Origin of the sequence: Pseudomonas sp. DD1 (genome assembly GCF_044510355.1) — a bacterium.
In the GTDB taxonomy this organism is placed as follows: Bacteria; Pseudomonadota; Gammaproteobacteria; order Pseudomonadales; family Pseudomonadaceae; genus Aquipseudomonas; species Aquipseudomonas shahriarae.
Map to the genome: position 1 here is coordinate 122,698 of NZ_MSAJ01000029.1, position 23,434 is coordinate 146,131.

Here is a 23,434-nt window from a genome sequence, read left to right on the forward strand (position 1 = left end):
TGTATTGGATTAGTTCCGGTCAACGAACTGTTTTACCCTCGGGCTTTCGCTCCTCTGAAGGCCCACGTCATGACCCTTAACCTGCGCCGAGCCTTGTGCATCTGCGTGCTGCTGCTGTCGCCACTGGCCGTTGCCGGCACCGTTCTGGAAAACCCCCAATGGCGCATCGAGCTCGACCCGGCGAACCTGGCCGTGCGCGTGACCCCTTCCGGCGGCGAGCCGGTGCAGGCCTCCAGCGGCGTGGCTACCCATAAGGTCAGCCAGTTGCAGCAGTCCACTCAACACGCCAACTGGCAATGGGACAACGGTGCCTATCGGCTGAACGCCACCCTGGACCAGCGTGACCTGATCCTGACCATCACCGCCCGCGAGGCCGGCGAGCTGGAGATCGTCCGCCAGCCGGCCAGCGCCATGGGCAAGGGCCTGATCTGGCCGCTCGCCGAGGGGCATTACGTGCCAGCCGGCAACAGCCTCTGGCAGCGCTTTTTGCTGGAGCAGGGGGATGTCAACAGCACCCAGGACCTGAGCCTGCCGTTATGGGGCGTCGATCACGCAAGCTTCACCCTCAACTGGCTGCTAACCAACCCCTACAACAACCGTTTGCAGTGGCAGGCCGAGGGCCCGCGCCTGGGCTTGTCGTTGCATCATGAATTCACCGCCCTGGACCCCACCGCGCCCATGACCCTGCGCCTGAACCTGGGCGAGGCCGACTTGCTGGCCGGTGCCAAGCGCTACCGCCAATGGCTGGTGGAACAGGGGCTCTACGAGCCGTTGGCCGACAAACTGCAACGCCTGCCGGCCGGCGAAAAGCTATTGGGTGCCAGCCACGTCTACCTGTGGGGCAATGACCTGCTGGGCCTGGGCGATGTGCGCGATTGGGAGCAGTTACGCACCGTGCTGCGTGGACCCGATGGCTTGGGCGCACAACTCAATGGCCTGCTGGATTCGGAGGCGGCACAGGTGGTGCAAGCCCCCCAGCCGTTTCTGGATCGCTACCAGCAAGCTGTGTTGCTCAGAGGGCTCAACGCGGCGCTCAACAAAAAGGCGCGCCAGGGCTGGCAAGCCACGACCGAGCCCGACATGCCCGCGCTTGCCCAAGGCTACGGCGCACTGCGCCAGCAACTGGCGCTGGCGTTTGCCGGTGCCTTGCGTGCCAACCCCGAAACCTGGGGCAGCACGTTATCCTCGACGACGATCAAGACCCTGCAGGAGAGTGGCCTGCCACGCCTGCTGCTGACCCTGGGCGAAGGCTGGGAGGGCGGGCTCTGGCACCCGGAGGCGGTGCGTTACGGGGTCGCGGCCGGGTACTTGATGGCGCCTTACGACTCCTATGAAACTGCCCTGGCAGCCAGCGAGAACCCCGACTGGACCACCGCGCACCTGGGCAGCCGCGCCTATCGCGACTGCGCGATCATGTTGAAGAACGGCCAGCTCAAGACCGGCTTCCAGAAGTCCGGGCACTACACCGACCCGCGCTGCGTCCGCCCATTGCTGGAGGCGCGGGTGACGGCGGTGCAGGCCAAGGCCGGGTTCAATGCCTGGTTCCTCGACGCCTATGCCACCGGCATGCTGTTTGACAGCTATCGCTTGGTGCTGGGCATGACCCAGGCGCAGAACGCCCAAGGCAACATCGATGCCGCCCGCTGGATCGCCAGCCACCTCCAGTTGTCGGTGGGTTCCGAAGATGGCAACGCCACCACCGCTCGCGGCGTGTTGTTCGCCCATGGCATGCAAACCCCGGTCATGGGCTGGGGTGATCGTGAGATGACCCAGGACAAGCAATCACCGTACTACGTGGGGGCCTGGTATCCACCGGAGGAACCGGCGGTGTTCTTCAAACGCGTGCCGCTCAAAGAGCCGCTGCGCAGCGTGTACTTTGCCCCGGCGATGCGCCTGCCGCTGTATCAGGCGGTGTTCCATGGTTCGGTCATTACCAGCCATCACTGGTTGTTCGACAGCCTGAAGCTGAGCAATGTGCAGGCGGAAAACGAGCTGGCCCAACTGCTGTACAACGTGCCGCCGCTCTATCACTTGAGCGCCGCTACCTTGAAGCAGCGCTTGCCGATGATCCAGCGTCAGGATGGGTTCTTCCGGCCGTTGCATGAGCGTCTGGCGACCCAGGCAATGACGGATTTTCGCTGGCTGAGCAACGACCGGCTGGTGCAGCAGACCACGTTTGCCGATGGCACGCGGTTGGTGGCCAACTTTGCGCAGGAGGAAAGGGACGGGTATGCGGGGCAGAGTGTGACGGCGTGGGTGGTGGGTGAAAGTCCGGTGGTGTATCAGGTGGCTCAGCAGCGCCCTTGAGGCCATCGCGGGCAAGCCCGCTCCCACAGGGGGGGGGCTCGACCCGGCAGGGAATTCTGGACACACCACAAAACAATGTGGGAGCTGGCTTGCCTGCGATGACGGTTTGTCAGCCACCAAAGATAGTGCCTGTACTACCGCCATCGCGGGCAAGCCCGCTCCCACAGGGGGGGGGGCTCGACCAGGCAGGGAATTCTGGACACACCACAAACCAATGTGGGAGCTGGCTTGCCTGCGATGACGGTATGTCAGCCACCAAAAATAGTGCCTGTACTACTGCCATCGCGGGCAAGCCCGCTCCCACAGGGGGGGGCTCGACCCGGCAGGGAATTCTGGACACACCACAAAACAATGTGGGAGCTGGCTTGTCGGGTCGCCGCATCGCTGCGATAGCGTCCGCTCAGACAGCCCCTACCTTACGCCACACACTGGCCAACCAAGGCTGCTGCTCGCGCGGCAGCCCTGCCGGGCGATAGTAGTGTTCCAACTCCACAAACCCTGCGGTGGTCAGCAGCGCCTGCCAGGCCGCAAGGTCGTGATACGAGCCATAACGCGGGCCGTTCCAGCCCTCCTGGTTTTCCCCCCTGGGGTTGGAGCTGAACAACACCCCGCCCGGTTTCAGCGCAGCCTGCAGTTGCTGGAGAATGCGCGGCAGTTCCTGCTTGGGGATATGAAACAGCACCGCATTGGCAAAAATCCCGTCGAAGCGCGCGGCCGGCAGATCCAGTTTGAGGAAGTCCTGGTGCAGTACTTCACAGCCGCTGTCCTGGCGCGCCATCTGCGCGAAACGCTCGGCGCCATCCAGGCCCACGGCGATATGCCCAAGCCGGGTGAAGGTCTGCAAATCCCGCCCCGGCCCGCAGCCGAAGTCCAGCACGGTAAACGGCGCCTGCGCCTGGATATGCCGCAGCAACGCGTCGATGTTCTGGCTCACATCATGGTCGCGGGTACCTTCGCGAAAATCCTCGGCCACCTGGTTGTAGTGACCCAGGGTGGTAGAGGTGATCTGGTCGAGGTCGTCGGGGGCGAGTTTCATGGCAGTCGGCACCAGGGCAAAGAGAGGTGCCGACTATACCTCAGCGCTTGTTCAGCCCGCGCGCCAGGCGATCGCCACCCAGTTGGATCGCGGCCACCAGCAGGACCAGCAACACAATCACCGTGAGCATGATCTGGCTGTCGAAACGCTGGTAGCCGTAGCGGTAGGCAATATCCCCCAGGCCACCGGCGCCAATCGCTCCGGCCATGGCCGACGAGTTGATCATGGTCACCAGAGTAATGGTGAACCCGCCGACAATCCCCGGCAGCGCTTCCGGCAACAGCACATGCCTGACGATATGCCAGCGCCGGCAGCCCATGGCCTGGGCGGCCTCAATCAGGCCATGGTCGACTTCGCGCAGGCTGACCTCGGCGATTCGCGCAAAGAACGGCGTGGCGGCTATGGTCAGTGGTACCACGGCGGCCCACACACCGTAGGTGGTGCCCACAATCAGCCGGGTGAAGGGGATCAGCGCCACCATCAGAATCAGGAACGGGATGGAGCGGAACAGATTGACGAACGCCCCCAGCACCCTATTCAACGCGGGGGCCTGGTAGATGCCGCCCTTGTCGCTGGTGACCAGGAACACCGCCAGCGGGATACCCACCAGCAGCGCGATCAACGACGACACGCCGACCATCAACAAGGTGTCGATGGCGCCCTGCAACAAACGATCAAACCACATAGCCCAGCACCTCCACCTGTTGTGCCCAGCGCGTGGCGCGGGTGCGTAATGTGTCGGCGTCCAGGGCGGAGCCGGTCACTGCCAGCAGCAATTGCCCCAGGGCGTGGCCCTGGATGCGCTCGACCCCGCCTTGCAGCAGGCGCACGCGCCCACCCAGGGCGCTGAACAGTGCGGCGAGGTCCGGTTCATCCGCGCTGGCGCCGGTAAATTGCAGGCGCAGCACCACGGCCGCATCCGCCGACGCTGGCGTGGCCCGCAGGCGCTTTTGCAGTTCCTCGGGCAAGCCATGTTGCAGGGGCGCGAGCAGGGTTTTACTGACCTGATGCTTGGGGTTGCCAAACACTTCCCACACCGGGCCTTGCTCGACGATCCGCCCGTGTTCCAGCACCACCACGCGGTCGCAGATTTCGCGGATCACCGCCATCTCGTGGGTGATCAGCACGATGGTCAGGCCCAGGCGCTGATTGATCTCGCGCAACAGGCCGAGGATCGACTGGGTGGTCTCCGGGTCCAGGGCCGAGGTGGCTTCGTCACACAGCAGGATCTGCGGGTCGTGCACCAGCGAGCGGGCGATGCCCACCCGTTGCTTCTGCCCGCCGGACAACTGCGCCGGGTACGCCTGGTGCTTGTCCTGCAAACCCACCAGCTCCAGCAGCTCGCGGACCTTGTGCTCGCGTTGCGGCTTGGGCACACCGGCGACTTTCAGTGGCAGCTCGACGTTCTGCCACACGGTCTTGGCCGACATCAGGTTGAAGTGCTGGAAGATCATGCCGATGCGTCGCCGCAGGGCCACCAGACGGTCTTCGTCGAAATCGCCGATATCCACCTGGTCGATCAGCACCCGGCCGCTGCTGGGTTGTTCCAGGCGGTTGATGGTGCGGATCAGCGACGACTTGCCGGCGCCGCTGCGGCCGATGATGCCGAACACTTCGCCACGCTGGATCGCCAGGTCGATGCCTTGCAGCGCATGCACCGTGCCGTCGTAGGTTTTGCCCAGGTTGATAAAACGCACATGGGCGTGGTTCAAGTCAGGGTGTAGCTCTGTCTGTTGCGCGTCCCTGGGCAGTGTGCCCAGGTCGCGCAGTTGGGCATTGGCGGCGCTCATATTCAGCCTTCCCAGCCGACTTGGTACAGCGTGCCCAGGGATTTATCCAGGGCCGCGCGGACCACCGGCGAATGCTGGTAGATCTCGACGAACTTGATCACCCGTGGGTCGGTTTTGCCCTTGGGCTGGGTCACGAACTGGATCACGTATTCCGGGTGGTCAAGGCCATCGAACAGCAGCGCCGACTCGGCATTGAAGGTCTTGGACAGGCGGATATAGGCCGGGTAGCCCTGCACCAGGTCGGCGTCGTCATAGGCGCGCACCAGCTGCACCGCTTCGACCTGCAGGATCTTGAGCTGTTTCGGGTTGGCGACGATGTCGTCTTCGGTGGCCTTGTAGCCCACGCCCGGCTTGAGGGTGATCAGGCCGGCCTTGGCCAGCAACTGCAGGCCGCGCCCGCTGTTGATGGGGTCGTTGGCGATGGCCACGCTGGCGCCCTGGGGCAGCTCATCGAAGCTTTTGAATTTTTTCGAGTACAGACCGACGTTATTGATGATCCCCGGCTTGAACGGCACCAGGTCAAAACCGGCGGCGGCCTTGGCGTTTTCCAGGAACGGAATGTGCTGGAAGTAATTCACGTCGATATCGCCGGCGGCGAGGCTGACGTTGGGCGCGATCCAGTCGGTGAACTCCACCAGCTCGACTTTCAGGCCCTGCTTGCCGGCCTCTTCGACGGCGGCTTCGAGGGGAATGGCGAAGGCCGCCGTGGTGCCGACTTTCAGCGGCGCATCGGCGGCAAACACCGCCGAGCTGAACAGGCCGAGGGCCAGGGCCAGTGCTTTGACTGGGTGGGAGAGCAGTGTTGTTTTCATGGTCGATTTCCAGTCATAAGGTGTTGGTATGAGCAATAAAGGTCTAAATGTGGGAGTGGCGGTAGGTGGAACCGGTGTGTTGTTCGGGTAAGTGCGCTTCGCGGTGGAAGACCTTTTCTCGCAAGGTTCCGGTCTCATAAGCAGTCTTGTATGACCCACGCCTTTGCAACTCGGGAATCACCAGCTCGATAAAATCCACATAGCTCTCCGGCGTAACAATGCGCGTCAGGTTGAAGCCATCCAGCCCGGTCTCGCTGATCCAGGATTCCAGCTCATCAGCCACCTGCGCAGGCGAACCCACCAGGGTGATATAGCGCCCACCCAACGCGTGTTGTTCCAACAACTTGCGCCGGGTCCAGTCGTTGTTCTGCAAGGCTTTAGTGGCTGATTGGATCGCGTTGCTCTTCACGTACTGGATCGGTTCGTCCAGCTCGTATTGCGAGAAGTCGATGGCGGTGGAGGCGCTGAAATGTGCCACGCCGGCCTCGGCGCTGGCGTAGCTCAGGTACTCGGCATGCTTGGCCCAGGCCAGCGCCTCGGTGGCGCCGACAATCACGTTGAGCCCCATGAACACCTTGATGTCGTCTGGGTTGCGTCCGGCTGCGACCGCGCTGGCGCGTACCTTGTCCACTTGCACCTTGGTCGCAGCCTTGTTCTGCCCGCTGATAAACACGCACTCGGCATGGCGCCCGGCAAACACCAGGCCGCGTTCCGAACTGCCGGCCTGGAACAGCACTGGCGTGCGCTGCGGCGAGGGCTCGCACAGGTGATAGCCCTGCACCTGATAGAACTCGCCATGGTGCTCGACCTTGTGCACCTTGCCCGGTTGGGCATAGATCCGTTGTTGCGGGTCGTTGAGTACCGCGCCGTCTTCCCAACTGCCTTCCCACAGCTTGTACAGCACCTCCAGGTACTCGTCGGCCTGGTCGTAGCGCCGGTCATGCTCGACCTGCTCGGTGAGGCCCATGGCCTTGGCGGCGCTGTCCAGGTAGCCGGTGACGATGTTCCAGCCCACCCGGCCACGGCTCAGGTGATCGAGCGTGGACATGCGCCGGGCGAACAGATACGGCGGCTCGTAAGTCAGGTTGGCGGTCAGGCCGAAGCCGAGGTTTTTCGTTACGGCGGCCATGGCCGAGACCAGTAGCAGTGGGTCGTTGACTGGCAGTTGGATCGACTCCTTGAGCGGCACCTCGACCGAGCCTTGATAGACGTCGTACACGCCAACGATGTCGGCGATAAACAAGCCGTCGAACAGCCCACGCTCCAGTAGTTGCGCCAGTTCGGTCCAGTATTCGACGGTCTTGTACTGGGTCGAGGTGTCCCGTGGATGCGTCCACAGGCCATGGTTGATATGCCCGATGCAGTTCATGTTGAAGGCATTGAGCAGGATCTTTTTCTTCAACATCAGAGGGTCCCCCGCAGCGGCGGGTTTTCATCGTTGAGGTAATAATTGCCGACGGCGTGGTACTTCCAGCGCACCGGGTCGTGCAGGGTGTGCACCCGGGCGTTGCGCCAGTGGCGGTCCAGGCCATGCTCGGCGAGGGTTGCCTGGCTGCCGGCGAGTTCGAACAGGGTGCTGCCGGCGGCCAGGGAAATCTCGGTGCTCAGGGCGCGTACTTCAGCCACGGCAATCGACGCCGCCGCGACGGTTTGCGCATTGCTGTCGGCCTGGGCGCGGTCGAGGAATTCGCCGGAGCGCTCCAGCAGGGCTTCGGTGGCGTGCAGGCGGATGCTCAGGTGGCCGAAGCTTTTCAGGGTCAGCGGGTCTTCGCTGGCCGTGTCATTGCCCGAGTCGATCCACGGCCGGGTCTTGGTGCGCACAAAATGAAGGGCATCTTCAAAGGCGGCGCGGGCGATGCCGGTGTCGATGGCCGCGTGAAGGATCTGCGCCAGCGGGCCCACGGTGGTCGGGCGCTCGAAGGCGCTCTGGAACGGAATCACGTCTTCGGCTGCGACCCACACATTGTCGAACACCACCGAACCGCTGCCGGTGGTGCGCTGGCCGAAGCCGCTCCAGTCGTCGATCACCGTCAGGCCCTGGCTGTCATGTGGCACAAAGGCCAGTTGCTGCACGCCGTGTTCATCCACCACCGAGGTGGGAATGCGCTGGGCGTAGATCGCGCCGGTGGCGTAGAACTTGCGGCCGCTGATGCGAAAACCGTCGCCGTCGCGCACAAGTTTCGTCACCCGGTCATGGGCGGTCTTGGTGCCCAGTTCCGCCAGGGCATTGCCAAAGCGCTGGCCGGCCAGCACCTCGGCATACAGGCGTTGTTGCTGCGCCGGGCTGCCATTGATGCGCAGCACTTCCAGGGCATAAAAATGGTTCTGCGGGATCTGCCCCAACGAGGCATCGGCCTGGGCGATCAGGGCAATGACCTTGGCCAGGGTGACGTTGGACACGCCAGCGCCGCCGTATGCCTTGGGCACGCTGATGCCCCACAGGCCGGAGCGGGAAAAGGCTTCCAGTTCGGCGAGCGGCAGGCGGCGTTCACGGTCGCGCAGGGCGCTGTCGCGGCGAAAGTCTTCGGCCAGGTCGCTGGCGACAATCAGGGCTTGTTCATCGCTGGTGATGACCGCGACGGAATGGGAAAGCGTCATGTTTTTCTCCAGAGGTCTGGTCGTCAGATCCAGGAATGCCGGGCCGGCAAGGTTCCGTTGAGGTGCCAGGCGCCCACCGCGTGATACTTCCAGCGCACCGGGTCGTGCAGGGTGTGCACCCGTGCATTGCGCCAGTGGCGGTCGAGGTTGAACTCGGCGAGGGTGGCGCGGCTGCCGGCCAGTTCGAAGAGTTTCTCGCTGACCAGCAGCGAGACTTCGGTGGTCAGCACCTTGGCTTGTGCCACGGCAATCGAGGCCCGGGCGGCGGAGTGTGCGGTGATGGGCGCGGCGCTGACCTGGTCCAGCACCTGGCCGGCCTTGCGCAGCAGGGCTTCGGCGGCGTGCAGTTCGATTTTCAGCTTGCCGATATCGGCGATCACATAGAGGTCGTCGCTGGCCCGTTCGACCTTGGCGTCGATCCACGGCCGCGAGCGTTCACGGACAAAACTGATGGTGTCGTCGAGGGCGCCACGGGCGATGCCGGCGTCGATGGCCGCCTGGATCAATTGCGAGACCGCGCCCTGGATGCCCGGGGTTTGCCCCAGGCGCCAGATCGGTACCACCAGATCGGCGTCCACTGGCACATTGTTCAGCAACACGGTGCCGCTGGCGGTGGTGCGCTGGCCAAAGCCCGACCAGTCATCGACGATGCGCAATCCCGGGGTGCCACGGCGCACAAACGCCATGACCTGGCGGCCTTCGTCGTCCAGGGCCTTGACCGCGACCCAATGGGCAAACAGCGCGCCGGTGGAGTAGAACTTCTGGCCGTTGATGACAAAACCGTCACCCTCGGCGCTGATCCGGGCCTTCACATCCAGGGTGTTTTTGGTACCGCGTTCCGGCCCGCCATTGCCGATGCGCCAGCCGTCGAGCACGCTTTGGAACAGCTGTTTTTTCTGTGATTCGCTGGCGGCGCCTTGCAGCACGTGCAAGATGCCAAAGTGGTTCTGCGGGATCTGCCCCAGGGCTGGGTCGACGGCGCTGATAATCGCGAACACTTCAGCCAGGGTCACAAACGACACTTGCGGGCCGCCGTATTCGCGGGGGATGGAAATGCTCCCCAGGCCACTGCGGGTGAACTGTTCGATTTCGGCCCAGGGCAGTTTGCGCTGGCGGTCGCGCAGCCCGGCTTGCAGGCGGGCGGCCTGGGCAAGCGCGTGGGCAGCGGCGAGGGCTTCACTGTCGTTGCGCAGCACCTGGGTGGGCAACAGCAGCGGGGCGATATCCAGATCGCTCTGGAGGGGCGATTGCGCCAAGTTAGACATCGGTGCGCCCCTGCGTGGCGACCCGTGATGCCCTGGCGTTGTGCACCGGGGTAATGTTGACCATACCTACCTCACATCCGTGGAAAAGCTAAAAATCAGGAATGTCCGGTGGTCCGGTGCATATACCCTAAGCGTGTTTATTTTTTAAATAAACTAACTTTTAGGAATATGCATAGAAGGTCTGTCACCCCGGTTCGCACGGCGAGCCAGGACGTCGGGGCTGGTACACCGACAAAGCATCGGCTGCGCCTGTGGCGTTGGCCTGGGCGATGCTCACGATGCGCCCGGGTGCCCAGCGCGAGTTGTTGCCCACGCGGTCGATCACGCAGTAGGTGACCTCCTGGCGGGCATCGTCCCCGGCCTCCAGGATCAGCGCCGAAGGCACCCAGACCTGCACCGGGCGCCCCACCTCGGCGGCCTGGATCTGGGGCAGGTCCAGGCGCGCATCGCCCCAGCGCAGAGTGATTGCATCACCAGCGGCCATGTTCAGGTAGGGCTCGATGGTCAACGGCACGCCCCGGCGGATCTGGCTGGGGTTGACGCCATGGCGGCGGATGGTTTCGGGCAGGGCGACGGGGGCCAGGTTCTGGTTTTCTTCGGCGCACAGCACTGAAGGCTGCCCACCCGGGCAAGCGGTCTTGACCTGCACCCGGGTAATCATGGAGCGCGCCGGGCCGCGCCCCACTTGCATGACCCGGTAATGAATGCGTGCAGCACCGTTTTGCACAAAGCTTTCGGGCACCCGCAGATGGCTGGTCAAGCCGATATCGGCGGCGCCTACACGCTTGGAGGCAGCAAAGCAGTTGTTCCAGAACAACTCGATCAAGTCGCCCTTGCCCATGTTCGGGTAGGGGGCGATATCGACCTGCAAATGAGTGGCGGCCTGCGCGTTGATACCTTGTTTATGAGCTTGGGGTACTGTCGGCGCGGCGAGCATGGTCAGGGGGGTGATGTGCGTCATAAATAATCTCCTTGATGCAGCCAGCAGCGATCGTTCCGAACCTCAGGCGTGGGGTTCGAAAGGAACGATTTTTTTGAAAAGCCAGGATGGGATCCAATCCTTTGAACCCTAGATAAGAGGGTTGGCCAGGGGGCGTCAATGGCGGCAAAAGGCTAAACGGCGGGTTTGGGATTATTCAGAAGGGTCTTACTGGAGGGTGTTATTAAAGGGGGTTTTGACAGGCACTTTGCCGAATGAATACGGGGATTTTTCCGAAAGTCACAAACCTTGTAGGCGCCGGCAAGCCGGCTCCTACAGGGGGTGGGTCAGTGGGTGAGGAATTTGCTGAGGAACTGCCGGGTGCGTTCTTCCCTGGGGTTGGCAAACAGCGCCTTGGCTTCGCCTTGCTCGACGATCACACCCTTGTCGAAGAAGATCACCCGGTTGGCCACGTCACGGGCAAAGCTCATTTCGTGGGTGACGATGACCATGGTGCGTTTCTCTTCGGCGAGGCTGCGGATGGTCGCCAGGACTTCGCCTACCAACTCCGGGTCGAGGGCCGAGGTCGGTTCATCGAACAGGATCACTTCCGGCTCCATCGCCAAGGCTCGGGCAATGGCCACCCGTTGTTGCTGGCCACCGGACAGGCGCCGGGGGTAGGCGTCTTCCTTGCCCGCCAGGCCAACCTTGGCCAGCAGTGCGCGACCGAGGCGGTCAGCGGCTTCGCGTGGCATCTTCTTGACCACCAGCGGGCCTTCGATGACGTTCTCCAGGGCGGTGCGATGGGGGAACAAGTTAAAGCCCTGGAACACAAAACCCACATGCTGGCGCAGGCGCCGCACCAGGCCTTGTTGCTGGTTGAGCGGGCGGCTGCCGTCGATCTCGATGTCGCCGACCTTGATCCGGCCACTGGTGGGTTCTTCGAGGAAATTCAGGCAGCGCAGGAAGGTGGTCTTGCCCGAGCCGCTGGGGCCAATGATGGCGACAACTTCGCCTTCCTGGACCTCCAGGTCGATCCCGTTGAGCACCACCTGACCCTTGAATTGTTTGGTCAGTTTTTCAACCACGATCATGCTTCAAGACTCCAGGTCATGCCGGTTGACCCGGTCTTCCAGGCGATTCTGAAAATGCGCCAGGATGCTGGCCAGAACCCAGTAGATCAGGGCTGCGGACAGGTACATGGTGAAAATTTCAAAGGTGCGTGCCGATACCAGTTGGGCCTGGCGGAACAGCTCGGGCACCTGGATGGTGGCGGCCAGCGCCGTGTCTTTTACCAGCGAAATAAAGCTGTTGCCCAGGGGCGGCAGGGCCGTGCGCATCGCCTGCGGCAGGATGGCCCGGCGCAAGGTCTGTGCGCGGGTCATGCCGATACTGGCGGCAGCTTCCCACTGGCCACGCTCGATGGAGGCGATGGCGGCGCGCAGGATTTCACAGGCATAGGCCGCCATGTTCAGCGAGAAGCCGATCATCGCTGCCGGGATCGGATCCAGCTCGATGCCCACCTGCGGCAAGCCGTAGTAGATCAAGAACAGCTGCACCAGCAACGGCGTGCCGCGAAAGAACGAGACGTAGACCCTGGCCGTCCAGCTCAAGAGCTTGAAGCGCGACAGGCGCATCAAGGCCAGGCCGAAGCCCAGCAGCAAGCCGAAAAACATCCCGCCGAGGCTGAGAATCACCGTGTAGTACGCGCCCTTGAGCAGAAAGGGCGCGGAATCGAGCGCGAGTTGGAAACCTGCTTCCATTATTGGGTGACGTCAGCGTTGAAGTATTTCTCGGACAGCTTCTTCAAAGTGCCGTCGGCGCGCAGTTTGTCGAGGGCCTGGTTGACCGCCTCAAGCAGCTCAGGCTCGCCTTTGCGCAGGGCAATCCCGGCTTCCTGGCGGGAGAAGGCTTCACCGGCAGCGGCGGTGTCCTTGGCTTTTTTCGCATATTCCAGGGCCGCCAGGCGGTCGATCAGAATCGCGTCGATACGGCCGATGCGCAGGTCCTGGAATTTGGTGGGGTCGTCGTTATAGGTCTTGATGATGGCTTTGGGCTGGTTGTCCTTGAGCCATTGTTCGTAGTTGGTGCCAAGGCCCACCCCGACTTTCTTGCCGGCCAGGTCGTCGGCGGTCTTGATGGTGTCGACGTTTTTCGCCAGGGTCAGCGCCTGGATCCCGGAGACGGTGTAGGGCTTGGAGAAATCGTATTTTTTCTTGCGCTCTTCGGAGATCGTCACCTGGTTGACCACTGCGTCGAGGCGCTTGGATTCCAGGGCGGCGAGGATGCCGTCCCACGGGGTAGCCTGCAGCTTGACCTTGACCCCCAGCTCCTTGGCCAGGGCTTCGGACAGCTCGGCTTCAAAGCCACTGAGCTTGCCGTTTTCATCGACGAAACTGAACGGTGGGTAGGTGCCTTCCAGGCCGATCTTGATCTCGCCGGCCTTCTTGATGTTGCCCAGTTGCTCGCCGGCAACTGCCTGGCCCAGCAAGCCGGCGCCAAGCGCCAGGCCCAATGTGCCAACCAGCAACGTGCGACGCAGTACAGAAATAGTCATGACAAGCCCCTGTGTTTTTTATGGTGAGCGAAGCAGGTGACGCAGTGGTCGTATCCTGCCCTAAAAACGCGGTGTGTGGGAGCGCGACTATAGGGCGAGTTTGAAAGCGTTAAAAATAATATAAATTAAACTTTATATTCCATTTTTGCATATGAGGTAGAGATTCAATGTGTCCAATCAGAACACTGAGTCATAGGCAAACAACGCCGGCGCGCCGCCGGTGTGCAGGAAGATAATCGGCCCTTCAGCGAATGCCTGGCGACCGATACCGTCGAGCAACCCGGCCATGGCCTTGCCGGTGTAGACCGGGTCCAGCAACAGGCCTTCCTGGCTTGCCAGCAGCTTGATTGCCGCCAGGGTGCCGGCGTTGGGTTCGCCGTAGCGCGGGGCGAAGTATTCGTCCCATAAAATCACGTTGAAGGCGTCGGGTACCGCCACCCCCAGCAACTGCGCCGTGCGCTCGGCCAGGCCTTGGACCTTGGGCCGTTGCGCTTCGTCGGTGCGCGACACGGTGACGCCAATCACCGGCAAGTCCGGCAGCACTTCACTCAACGCCAGGGCCAGGCCGCTGTGGGTGCCGGCGCTGCCGGAGGCCAGGACCACTGCCGCGAACTGCAGGCCGCTGTCTTCGATCTGCCCGGCCAGTTCCAGCCCGGCCCGCACATAACCCAGGGCGCCCAGGGCGTTGGAGCCGCCAATGGGCACTATGTAGGGGTTTTTGCCATTGCTGCGCAGGCGTTCGGCCAGGGCGTTGAGTTGCTCGTCGGCGTTGTCCAGGTTTTCGACCAACTCGACCTTGGCGTCGAACAGCTCGACCAACAGGCGGTTGCCGTTGCCCAGGTAGTTGGGGTCGTCGGTGCCCGTGGGATTTTCCAGCAGGGCGACACAGCCCAGGCCCAGCTTGGCGGCGAGGGCTGCGGTCTGGCGCACATGGTTGGACTGGATCGCGCCGGCGGTGATCAACGTGTCGGCGCCTTGGGCCAGGGCATCGGCGGCGAGGTATTCGAGTTTGCGCAGCTTGTTGCCGCCCATGGCCAGCGGCGTGGTGTCATCGCGCTTGATGTAGATATCACGGCCCAGCCAGGTCGACAGTCGTTCGAGTTTTTCCAGGGCGGTGGCGCCGCCCAGCAGGTTCAGACGATTAAAACGGTCGAGCTGTTGTTTGATCATGGTTACGCACGGGTAATAGAAGATGGGGAGGACTATAGGCAGGGCTTTTTGCCGGGGCAACCGCCAGATGCTTATGCCAAAGTGTTATTAGCATCGCACCATTGGTTCTTAAGGGCCGCCCGGTTGCATACCGTAAAGTGTGGCCATTACCTCAGGAGGGAATACCGTGAGTGAGCGTTCCAGTCATTGGCAGTTACAGACCATCGTCAGCCAGTTGCGCGGCGCCCGGGATCAATGGCGTACCCGCAATGGGCGGGTCAGCGGCGAACAGGGCGGTCGCGAGTTACCGTCGCGCGAGGCCGTGGCGCAAATTCTTGAAGCGCTGTGCGGTGCGCTGTTCCCGATGCGCCTGGGCCCGGTGGATCTGCGTGAGGAAAGTGAGGACTTCTACGTCGGCCATACCCTGGATGTGGCGCTCAACGCCTTGCTCGCCCAGGCCCGCCTGGAGTTGCGCTATGCCGCGCGCCAGGGCGGCAATGCCGATAAGGAAGTCGATGCACTGGCCATCCGCTTGATCCAGGACTTTGCCCTGGCTTTGCCGGCGCTGCGCAGCTTGTTGGACACCGATGTGCTGGCGGCCTATCACGGGGATCCGGCTGCACGCACGGTGGATGAGGTGCTGCTGTGCTATCCGGGCATCCTCGCGGTAATCCACCATCGCCTGGCCCACCATTTGTATCGCGCCGGGCTGCCTCTGCTCGCGCGGATCAGCGCGGAAATCGCGCATTCGGCCACCGGCATCGACATTCACCCAGGCGCTCAGATCGGCCCGAGCTTCTTTATCGACCACGGCACGGGTGTGGTGATTGGCGAAACGGCGATCATTGGCGAGCGGGTGCGTATCTATCAGGCGGTGACCCTGGGCGCCAAGCGTTTCCCGGCGGATGAGGATGGGCAGTTGCAGAAGGGCCATCCACGCCACCCGATTGTCGAGGACGATGTGGTGATCTACGCCGGGGCGACGATCCTGGGGCGAATCACCATCGGCAAGGGTTCGACCATTGGCGGCAACGTGTGGCTGACCCGCAGCGTGCCGGCGGGGGCGAATATCACGCAGGCGAACTTGCAGCATGATGACGGGACGCAGAAGTAGCGACGACCTGATGGGGGAGCGGGCTTGTGTGGGAGCGGGCTTGCCCGCGATGGCGGTAGGCCAGTCAAATACCTCTAACCTGACACACCGTTATCGCGGGCAAGTCCGCTCCCACAGGGGATGGCATTTCAATTTAGGCAAGCAATCGCTGAACGTTTTACCTTTCCCACACGTCATACCCTTCCTTGAGCTAGTGTAGGAATTACCTACCACTCAGCCCTGCGATTAGTCCCAGACCGCCTATCCATGTTTAACTTGAACGTTCGTTCAAGTTAAACCGGTGGTTCGCTGCCCGCTCACAACAGGAGGCTTACCTTTGCTGAGTCCGTTTTATACAGCCACATCCAATACCCTCGAGGTGCACCGTTCATGAGTGCATCGTCTGTTCCTTCAAGCGGCCAGGTGCGTATGAATGCACCGGTGTTTTACTTCGCCGCCAGCTTCATCCTGCTGTTTGGTGTCACCGTAATCGCGATCCCCGAGCAGGCCGGCGCCTGGTTGCTGGCCGCGCAAAACTGGGCGGCCAATACGGTCGGCTGGTACTACATGCTGGCGATGACCCTGTATCTGGTCTTCGTGGTGGTCACCGCGTTGTCTGGCTACGGCAAGATCAAACTCGGTGCCGACCACGACGAGCCCGAATTCAGTTACCTGTCCTGGGCCGGCATGCTGTTTGCCGCCGGGATCAGCATCACGCTGTTTTTCTTCTGCGTCTCGGAACCCTTGACCCACCTGGTGCAACCGCCCCAGGGCGAGGCCTTGAACGCCGACGCGGCGCGCCAGGCCATGCAGGTGCTGTTTCTGCATTGGGGCCTGCATGGCTGGGGCGTCTTTGCGTTCGTCGGCATGGCCCTGGCGTACTTCGCCTACCGGCATAACCTGCCGCTGGCCTTGCGTTCGGCGCTGTACCCGCTGATCGGCAAGCGCATCAACGGCCCCATCGGCTATGCGGTGGATGGCTTCGGCATCATCGCCACGGTGTTCGGCCTGGGCGCGGACATGGGTTTTGGGGTGTTGCACCTCAACTCGGGCCTGGACTACCTGTTCGGCATCGCCCACACCCAATGGATCCAGGTCGGCCTGATCACCCTGATGATGGGCGCGGCGATCCTGGTCGCAGTGGCCGGTGTCGACAAGGGTGTGCGGGTCATGTCCGACATCAACATGCTGCTGGCCTGTGCGCTGCTGCTGTTTGTGTTGTTCGCCGGGCCCACCCAGCATTTGCTCAACACCCTGATCCAGAACATCGGTGACTACCTTGGCGCACTGCCGACCAAGAGTTTTGACGTCTACGCCTACAACGAGCCCAGCGATTGGCTCGGCGGCTGGACCGTGTTTTATTGGGCCTGGTGGATCGCATGGTCGCCGTTCGTGGGCCTGTTTATCGCACGCATTTCCCGTGGCCGGACCATCCGCGAATTTGTCTTCGGCGTGCTCCTGATCCCCCTGGGTTTCACCCTGGCCTGGATGTCGATCTTCGGCAACAGTGCGATTGATCAGGTGCTCAACCACGGCATGGCGGCGCTGGGGCAGTCGGCCATCGACAACCCGTCGATGAGCCTGTACCTGCTGCTGGAAACCTATCCATGGAGCAAGACTGTCATCGCGGTCACGGTGTTTATCAGTTTTGTGTTCTTTGTCACCTCGGCCGACTCCGGCACCGTGGTGCTGTCGACCCTGTCGTCCAAGGGCGGCAATGCCGATGAAGACGGGCCGAAGTGGCTGCGGGTGTTCTGGGGCGCCATGACCGCGCTGGTGACCAGCGCCTTGCTGTTCGCCGGTAGCATTGACTCGCTCAAGTCGGCGGTGGTGCTGACGTCGTTACCGTTCTCGTTGATCCTGCTGTTGATGATGTGGGGGCTGCACAAGGCGTTCTACCTCGAATCGCAGAAGCAGATCGCCCGGATGCATTCCCTGGCCCCCGTCTCGGCGGCCTCCCGCAGGGGCCGTGGCGGCTGGCGCCAGCGCCTGAGCCAGGCGGTGCATTTCCCGTCGCGCGATGAGGTGTACCGCTTCCTCGAAACCACGGTACGCCCGGCGATTGAAGAAGTGACGGCAGTGTTTGTCGAGAAGGGCCTGAATGTCGTCACCCAGCCTGACCCTTCCAACGACAGCGTCAGCCTGGAAATCGGCCACGGCGAAGAGCGTCCGTTTGTCTATCAGGTGCAGATGCGCGGCTACTTCACGCCGTCCTTTGCCCTCGGTGGCCTGGGCTCCAAGGCAATCAACAACCGTCGCTACTACCGCGCGGAAGTGCACTTGAGCGAAGGCAGCCAGGATTACGACCTGGTGGGCTACACCAAGGAGCAGATCATCAACGACATCCTTGACCAGTACGAACGGCACTTGCAGTTCCTGCATCTGGTCCGCTGATGCAACCTTTGTAGGCGCCGGCTTGCCGGCGCCTACAGGGCGTGTCGGATCAGAACGGCACATCACCCAGAATCGTCGCCCGATGCATCACACGCCGCTGTGGCCGATAGTCGTCCACGGCGTAGTGCTGCGTCACGCGGTTGTCCCAGAAGGCCACGTCGTTGGCTTGCCAGCGCCAGCGCAGGGTGAATTCCGGGCGAGTGGCGTGGGCGAACAACAGCTTGAGGATGACTTCGCTTTCGGCCGGCTCCAGTTCGTTGATCTTGCTGGTGAAGCCCTCACTGACAAACAGCGATTTACGCCCGCTGACCGGGTGGGTGCGGATCACCGGGTGGGACAGGGGCGGGTTCTTTTTGCGCGCTTCTTCCCAGCGGGCCAGGTCTTGGGCGGTGTTGCCGTAACGTTCCTGAGGGAACGAGCGGGTGAAGTCATGAGTTGCCGTCAGGCCGGTCAAAAAAATCTTCATCGGTTCCGACAGTGCCTCGTAGGCCGCAATACCGCTGGCCCACAAAGTGTCACCGCCAAAGGCCGGCAGCAGCTTGGCGCTGAGCACCGCGCCCAGGGCCGGGGTGGGCAGGAAGGTCACGTCGGTGTGCCAGATGGCATTGTCGCGCACGTCGGTGACGGCGGTGTCGAGCACCAGCACTTCAGGCTGCTCGGGCACGTTGGGGTAGATCGGGTGAATATGCAGGTCACCGAAATTCGCCGCGAAGCGCGCTTGCTGCTGCGGGGTGATCGGCTGGTCGCGAAAGAACAGCACCGAATGCTGGAGCAGCGCGCGCTCGATGGCGTCGCGCTGTTCGAGGTTCAGCGCCTGGGTGATATCGACGCCACTGATCTGGGCGCCCAGGGCGGTGCTTAAGGGGGTAACGGTCAGGTGGCTCATGTTGTTCTCTTCCTAGTGGGCCTGGCCATGCCAAGGCACCCATTTACGCTGCAGGGCGCGCAGGCCCATTTCCATGGCAAAGGCGATCAGCGCGATCACCAGAATGCCCAGTACCACCACGTCGGTGACCAAAAATTGCGCGGCTGACTGCACCATGAACCCCAGGCCGCTGGTGGCGGCGATCAACTCGGCGGCCACCAGGGTCGACCAACCGACACCCAGGCCGATGCGCACGCCGGTAAGGATATCGGGCAGGGCGCTGGGCAAGATCACATGGCGGATCAACTGCGCCCGCGTGGCGCCCAGGGACTGCGCTGCGCGCAATTTGGCCGGGTCGACCGTGCGCACGCCGGTGGCGGTGGCGATGGCAATCGGGGCGAAGATCGCCAGGTAGATCAGCAACACCTTGGACAGCTCACCGATGCCGCACCAGATCACGATCAAGGGCAGGTAGGCCAGCGGCGGGATCGGCCTGTAGAACTCGATCAGCGGGTCGAGAATGCCGCGGGCGATGCGGTTGGCGCCGATGGCAATGCCGATCGGCACGGCGGTCAGCACTGCAAAGCCCAGGCCCAGGCCGATACGGCCAAGGCTGGCACCCAGGTGCTGCCAGAGGGTGGAGTCCATATAGCCGCTTGTCGCCAGCAGCCAGCCCTTTTGCAGCACGGCAGACGGAGGCGGCAGGAACAGCGGCTCGATCAGCCCGCTGGCGGTCACGGCCCACCACAGCGCCAGCAGCGCACCCAGGGTCAGCCCGCTGATCCAGCGTGTGCTCAGGTTGCGGCGCAGCGCCGGGGTGGCTGGGCTGACGGCGGTGGCCGGGATTTCATAACTGCTCATGCGGACTCCTGCCGTTGCGAGAACACTTTGCCCAGCACGTGTTCGCGGGTTTCGATAAACCGTGGGTCGGACTTGATCGCACGGGCCGACTCGCCGGCCGCGTAACGCTGGCCAAAGTCCAGGCTCAGGCGCTCGACGATTTGCCCGGGGTTGGGCGCCAGCAGAATCAGGTCGGTGGCGAGGAACACCGCTTCTTCGATGTCATGGGTGATCAGGAATACCGGCTTGGCCGTGCGCCGCCAGACTTGCAGCAGCAGCTCCTGCATCTGTTCACGGGTGAAGGCATCGAGGGCGCCGAAAGGTTCGTCCATCAGCAGCACCCGTGGGTCGGCAGCCAGGGCGCGGGCCAGGCCGACGCGTTGTTTCTGCCCGCCAGACAGCTGCCAGATGCGCCGGCTGTCAAAGCCGGCCAGGTCCACCAGGGCAAGCATTTCCCGGGCGCGGACCTGCCGCTGGGCCTTGGGCACACCGGCCAGCTCCAGGCCGAAGCCGACATTGGCCAGCACGTCTTGCCAGGGCAGCAGGGCGTCGTCCTGGAACACCACGCCACGCTCGGCACTCGGGCCTTGCACGGGCACGCCATCGAGGGTGATGCGTCCGGCGCTGGGTTCGACGAAGCCGGCAATCAGGTTCAACAGCGAAGTCTTGCCACTGCCGGAAGGGCCGAGGGCCACCAGCAATTGCTGGGGGCCGAGGGTCAGGGAAATATCCGCCAGCACGGGCGTGGTTGCGCCTGGGTACTGTGCGCTGATGCGCTCCAGCTGTAGCAAGGCCATCGCGATGAACTCCTGATCAGTTAGTGATGAACTTGGCGCTGACGTAAGGGGCGTAGTCCGGCAGCACGGCCTCGACCTTGCCTTGTTCCTTGAGGAACACGGCGGTATCGGTCACGGCCTTGGTGGTCGGGGCGCCAAGTAGCGTCACTTGGTCGGCGGCCAGTGGGTAGACGTTGCCTTGCAGCAGCAGCGGGATATCACTGGCCTTGGCGCCGGAGAGCTTCACCAGTTTGTCGACGTTGCCCTTATCGGCCAGCCAGGCTTGTGGGTCTTTACGGTATTGGGCGTAGGCATCAAGGGTGACTTTGGCAAAGGCGCTGACAATTTCCGGGTGCTTCTCGGCAAAGTCCTTACGCACGATCCAGGCATCGAAGGTCGGAGCGCCGAACTTGGCCAGTTCGCCAGAGGTGATCAGCACCTTGCCGTTTTCCTTGGCCACACCCAGGGCCGGATCCCAGACATAAGTGGCGTCGATATCGCCACGCTTCCAGGCGGCGATGATGGCCGGCGGGGCGAGGTTGAGTACGGTGACTTTCGACGGGTCGATGTTCCAGTGCTTGAGCGCGGCCAACAGGCTGTAGTGGCCGGTGGAAACAAACGGCACGGCGATTTTCTTGCCGATCAGGTCCTGCGGGCTGTTGATCCCGGAACCGTTGCGCGCCACCAGGGCTTCGGCGCCACCGATCTGGGTGGCGACGAGGAAGGTCTGCACCGGCACTTTGCGGGTGATGGCTGCGGTCAGCGGGCTGGAGCCGAGGTAGCCGATCTGCACATCGCCGGACGCGATGGCGGCGATGATATCGGCGCCATTGTCGAATTTGCGCCAGTCGATAGTGGCGTTCGTGGCTTTTTCATAAGCGCCGTCGGCCTGGGCGACTTTGGCCGGGTCAACGGTGGTCTGGTAGGCGATGGTCACGTCGGCCGCCTGGGCAAACAGGCTGGCGCCGGCCAGGGACAGGGCCGCCAGGAGGCGTAAAGGGGAAGGTCGTAGCATGGAGAAGCTCCTCATCAGGCGGCCAGACGTTGGCGTGTGAGGAGACTAAATGATCTAAGAATCCGAAAATAAATAACCTTTTCGAATTAGCTTATGAGGAGAAAAGTGCAAACAGAGCTTCAGGGCCATGAAATTAATGGGGGAGCTGGCTTGCCTGCAATAGCGGTGTAACAGCCGACATCTTATTTGGATGTGACGGCCTCATCGCAGGTAAGCCAGCTCCCACTGGGGGCATCGGATGGCGTCAGTTACTGATCGCCAGGATGCTCGCCTGGTACGCCCCGACAAACACGTCGAAATCGCCCACTTCGTTCTGCTCCAGCTCCGCCTGTTGCGCCAGCGATGTACGCGCCAGCTCTTCAAAACGCGCCTGCTCGTCTGCCGGCAACGGCTCGCTACGGAAGTACTCGGCATGCACTTCGCTCTGACGCAGGGAGAACTGCGCAAAGCTTTCCTTGTGCTCCTGCATCGCGGCCAACACTTGGGCCGACGGGGTCAGGGACGAATCCTGGATCTTCGCCAACTGGGCATCCAGTGCCTGGCTGTGTTCGCTGATGCCCTGGCTCTGGTCCAGCAGGGCAGCCAGCGGGGCGATTTTCTCCAGCAGTTCGGCGGCCCATTCCTTCATTTCCACCGCCTGGCCGCGACGCTGCAATTGCAGCCCCGGCCGCCGGCCTTCCTTGACCACACTGAGGAAGTTCGACGTGGCATTGCCGCACTCGTTGTTTTCGAACAGCGGGCTGTCGTCCAACGCGCAGTACAGCAGGAACGCGTCGAGGAAGCGCGACTCCGGCAGGTCGATGCCCATCGGCAGGAACGGGTTGATGTCCAGGCAGCGCACTTCGATGTACTGGATGCCACGGGCCATCAGCGCCTGGATCGGCCGTTCGCCGGTGTAGGTCACGCGTTTGGGGCGGATATTGGAGTAGTACTCGTTTTCGATCTGCAGGATGTTGGTGTTGAGCTGTACCCACTCACCATCCTTATGGGTGCCGACTTCGACGTAGGGCGCGTAGGGCGTTGCCACCGCTTCGCGCAGGCTGTCGGTGTAGCTGGCCAGATCGTTATAGCAAGGGGTCAGGCCGGCCTGGGCGTTGCTCTGGTAACCCAGATCGCTCATGCGCAGGCTGGTGGCATAGGGCAGGTACAGGGTGTCGGCATCGAACTGTTCCAGCTGGTGGGAACGCCCGCGCAGGAAACCCGCATCCAGGGCTGGCGAGGCACCGAACAGATACATCAGCAGCCAGCTGTAGCGGCGGAAGTTACGGATCAGCGCGATATAGGCCGTGGACTGGTAGTCACGGTCGGTGCCCACGAAGCCTTCGGCTTCCTTGAGCAACGGCCACAGCTCTTCCGGCAGGGAGAAGTTGTAGTGGATACCGGCGATGCACTGCATGGTCTTGCCGTAGCGCAGGGCCAGGCCCTTGCGATACACGTACTTGAGCTGTCCGATGTTGGAGGTGCCGTAGTAGGCAATCGGAATATCTTCCTCGGCCGGCAACGGGCACGGCATCGATGGACTCCACAGGTACTCGTTGCCGAGCTTGCTGTAGGCAAAACGATGAATTTTGTCGAGGCTGCGCAGGGTATCTGCCGGGTTGGGCAGTGCCGGCGTGATGAACTCCAGCAGCGACTCGGAATAGTCGGTGGTGATCGACTCATGGGTCAATGCGGCGCCCAGGGCCTCTGGATGCGGCGTTTGAGCCAGGCGGCCTTCGCCGGTGACACGCAGGCATTCTCGCTCGATGCCGTGCAGGCAGTGCTCAAGCAAAGAGAGGTGTTCGCGCTTGCCGAGCAGAGCCAGGCGGCGGTTGAGAAGTTCGCTCAAGTTGGATTCCTTCACGCGTCAGTCGCCCCAATATGGGGGTGGGCAAGACGGTCTACAAGGGTGAAGTTAAAACTGGCGTTATCGCCTGGTTTTCGAGCCGGAACAACCTGCTCTGAAAGTGCCGACTTCATTCCCTGAATTTGGCTATCGCGCAGGAAGAAAATTCCGACGCTGTTTTCGCAGCGCCGAA

General features: G+C 62.6%; 20 protein-coding genes. 3 read left to right on the forward strand and 17 right to left on the reverse strand.

The genetic code is table 11. The annotated features are described in order from the left end of the window. Positions 1-69: 69 nt before the first annotated feature. Positions 70-2,307 (forward strand): glycoside hydrolase, encoded by a 2,238-nt coding sequence (locus tag PSFL_RS16920; protein WP_397470306.1) that lies wholly within the window; start codon positions 70-72, stop codon positions 2,305-2,307. A 400-nt stretch (positions 2,308-2,707) separates the two neighbouring features. Here the strand turns inward: PSFL_RS16920 and PSFL_RS16925 are convergent, their stop codons facing one another. From PSFL_RS16925 to PSFL_RS16980, 12 genes are all read right to left on the reverse strand, one after another. Further along, positions 2,708-3,343: a bifunctional 2-polyprenyl-6-hydroxyphenol methylase/3-demethylubiquinol 3-O-methyltransferase UbiG gene (locus PSFL_RS16925; RefSeq protein ID WP_057444596.1), complete on the reverse strand. Its 636-nt coding sequence runs from the start codon at positions 3,341-3,343 to the stop codon at positions 2,708-2,710. A gap of 40 nt (positions 3,344-3,383) precedes the next feature. Then, positions 3,384-4,028 carry a methionine ABC transporter permease gene (locus PSFL_RS16930; protein WP_057957985.1) on the reverse strand — a complete coding sequence of 215 codons (645 nt, stop codon included), beginning with the start codon at positions 4,026-4,028 and terminating at the stop codon, positions 3,384-3,386. Further along, positions 4,018-5,133: a methionine ABC transporter ATP-binding protein gene (locus tag PSFL_RS16935; protein ID WP_115127147.1), complete on the reverse strand. Its 1,116-nt coding sequence runs from the start codon at positions 5,131-5,133 to the stop codon at positions 4,018-4,020. The genes PSFL_RS16930 and PSFL_RS16935 overlap by 11 nt, the downstream gene beginning before the upstream one ends. A gap of 2 nt (positions 5,134-5,135) precedes the next feature. Then, the gene (locus PSFL_RS16940; RefSeq protein ID WP_170044772.1) at positions 5,136-5,945 is read right to left on the reverse strand and encodes a MetQ/NlpA family ABC transporter substrate-binding protein; all 810 of its coding nucleotides are present in this window, start codon (positions 5,943-5,945) and stop codon (positions 5,136-5,138) included. 43 nt (positions 5,946-5,988) lie between these two features. Then, on the reverse strand, positions 5,989-7,350 hold the full coding sequence (locus PSFL_RS16945) for an LLM class flavin-dependent oxidoreductase (protein ID WP_170044771.1): 1,362 nt from the start codon (positions 7,348-7,350) through the stop codon (positions 5,989-5,991). Next, on the reverse strand, positions 7,350-8,543 hold the full coding sequence (locus PSFL_RS16950; RefSeq protein ID WP_115127149.1) for an SfnB family sulfur acquisition oxidoreductase: 1,194 nt from the start codon (positions 8,541-8,543) through the stop codon (positions 7,350-7,352). Before PSFL_RS16950 ends, PSFL_RS16945 begins: the two co-directional genes overlap by 1 nt. 23 nt (positions 8,544-8,566) lie before the next feature. Further along, the gene (locus PSFL_RS16955) at positions 8,567-9,808 is read right to left on the reverse strand and encodes an SfnB family sulfur acquisition oxidoreductase (protein WP_057957990.1); all 1,242 of its coding nucleotides are present in this window, start codon (positions 9,806-9,808) and stop codon (positions 8,567-8,569) included. 184 nt (positions 9,809-9,992) lie between these two features. Then, positions 9,993-10,769: a hypothetical protein gene (locus PSFL_RS16960; RefSeq protein ID WP_397470307.1), complete on the reverse strand. Its 777-nt coding sequence runs from the start codon at positions 10,767-10,769 to the stop codon at positions 9,993-9,995. Positions 10,770-11,074: 305 nt separating this feature from the next. Continuing rightward, a complete protein-coding gene (tcyN, locus tag PSFL_RS16965; RefSeq protein WP_057437038.1) occupies positions 11,075-11,821 on the reverse strand; it encodes an L-cystine ABC transporter ATP-binding protein TcyN in 747 nt (248 codons plus the stop codon). 3 nt (positions 11,822-11,824) lie between these two features. Beyond that, positions 11,825-12,490, reverse strand: a complete 666-nt coding sequence (gene tcyL, locus PSFL_RS16970; RefSeq protein WP_032884921.1) for a cystine ABC transporter permease — start codon at positions 12,488-12,490, stop codon at positions 11,825-11,827. After that, on the reverse strand, positions 12,490-13,284 hold the full coding sequence (tcyJ, locus tag PSFL_RS16975; RefSeq protein ID WP_057437040.1) for a cystine ABC transporter substrate-binding protein: 795 nt from the start codon (positions 13,282-13,284) through the stop codon (positions 12,490-12,492). The genes tcyL and tcyJ overlap by 1 nt, the downstream gene beginning before the upstream one ends. 177 nt (positions 13,285-13,461) lie before the next feature. Further along, positions 13,462-14,454, reverse strand: coding sequence for a D-cysteine desulfhydrase (locus PSFL_RS16980; protein ID WP_057437042.1), 993 nt, complete (start codon positions 14,452-14,454; stop codon positions 13,462-13,464). A 166-nt stretch (positions 14,455-14,620) separates the two neighbouring features. On the opposite strand from PSFL_RS16980, the gene epsC reads away from it, so the two are divergent. Then, positions 14,621-15,547: a serine O-acetyltransferase EpsC gene (gene epsC, locus PSFL_RS16985; protein WP_057957992.1), complete on the forward strand. Its 927-nt coding sequence runs from the start codon at positions 14,621-14,623 to the stop codon at positions 15,545-15,547. Positions 15,548-15,955: 408 nt separating this feature from the next. Then, positions 15,956-17,920, forward strand: coding sequence for a choline transporter BetT (gene betT / locus PSFL_RS16990; RefSeq protein WP_162947780.1), 1,965 nt, complete (start codon positions 15,956-15,958; stop codon positions 17,918-17,920). A gap of 49 nt (positions 17,921-17,969) precedes the next feature. Here betT and tauD read toward each other — a convergent pair whose 3' ends face one another. The 5 genes from tauD to gshA form a co-directional block, all read right to left on the reverse strand. Beyond that, complete coding sequence (gene tauD / locus PSFL_RS16995) at positions 17,970-18,806, reverse strand: taurine dioxygenase (RefSeq protein WP_057437048.1); 837 nt, start codon at positions 18,804-18,806, stop codon at positions 17,970-17,972. A 12-nt stretch (positions 18,807-18,818) separates the two neighbouring features. Further along, positions 18,819-19,646 (reverse strand): taurine ABC transporter permease TauC, encoded by an 828-nt coding sequence (gene tauC, locus PSFL_RS17000; RefSeq protein ID WP_057957994.1) that lies wholly within the window; start codon positions 19,644-19,646, stop codon positions 18,819-18,821. Beyond that, positions 19,643-20,422 carry a taurine ABC transporter ATP-binding subunit gene (tauB, locus tag PSFL_RS17005; RefSeq protein ID WP_057437050.1) on the reverse strand — a complete coding sequence of 260 codons (780 nt, stop codon included), beginning with the start codon at positions 20,420-20,422 and terminating at the stop codon, positions 19,643-19,645. Before tauB ends, tauC begins: the two co-directional genes overlap by 4 nt. 16 nt (positions 20,423-20,438) lie before the next feature. Beyond that, positions 20,439-21,416, reverse strand: a complete 978-nt coding sequence (gene tauA / locus PSFL_RS17010) for a taurine ABC transporter substrate-binding protein (RefSeq protein WP_057437052.1) — start codon at positions 21,414-21,416, stop codon at positions 20,439-20,441. Between the two features lie 244 nt (positions 21,417-21,660). Next, the gene (gene gshA, locus PSFL_RS17015) at positions 21,661-23,244 is read right to left on the reverse strand and encodes a glutamate--cysteine ligase (protein ID WP_057437054.1); all 1,584 of its coding nucleotides are present in this window, start codon (positions 23,242-23,244) and stop codon (positions 21,661-21,663) included. Between the last annotated feature and the right edge of the window lie 190 nt (positions 23,245-23,434).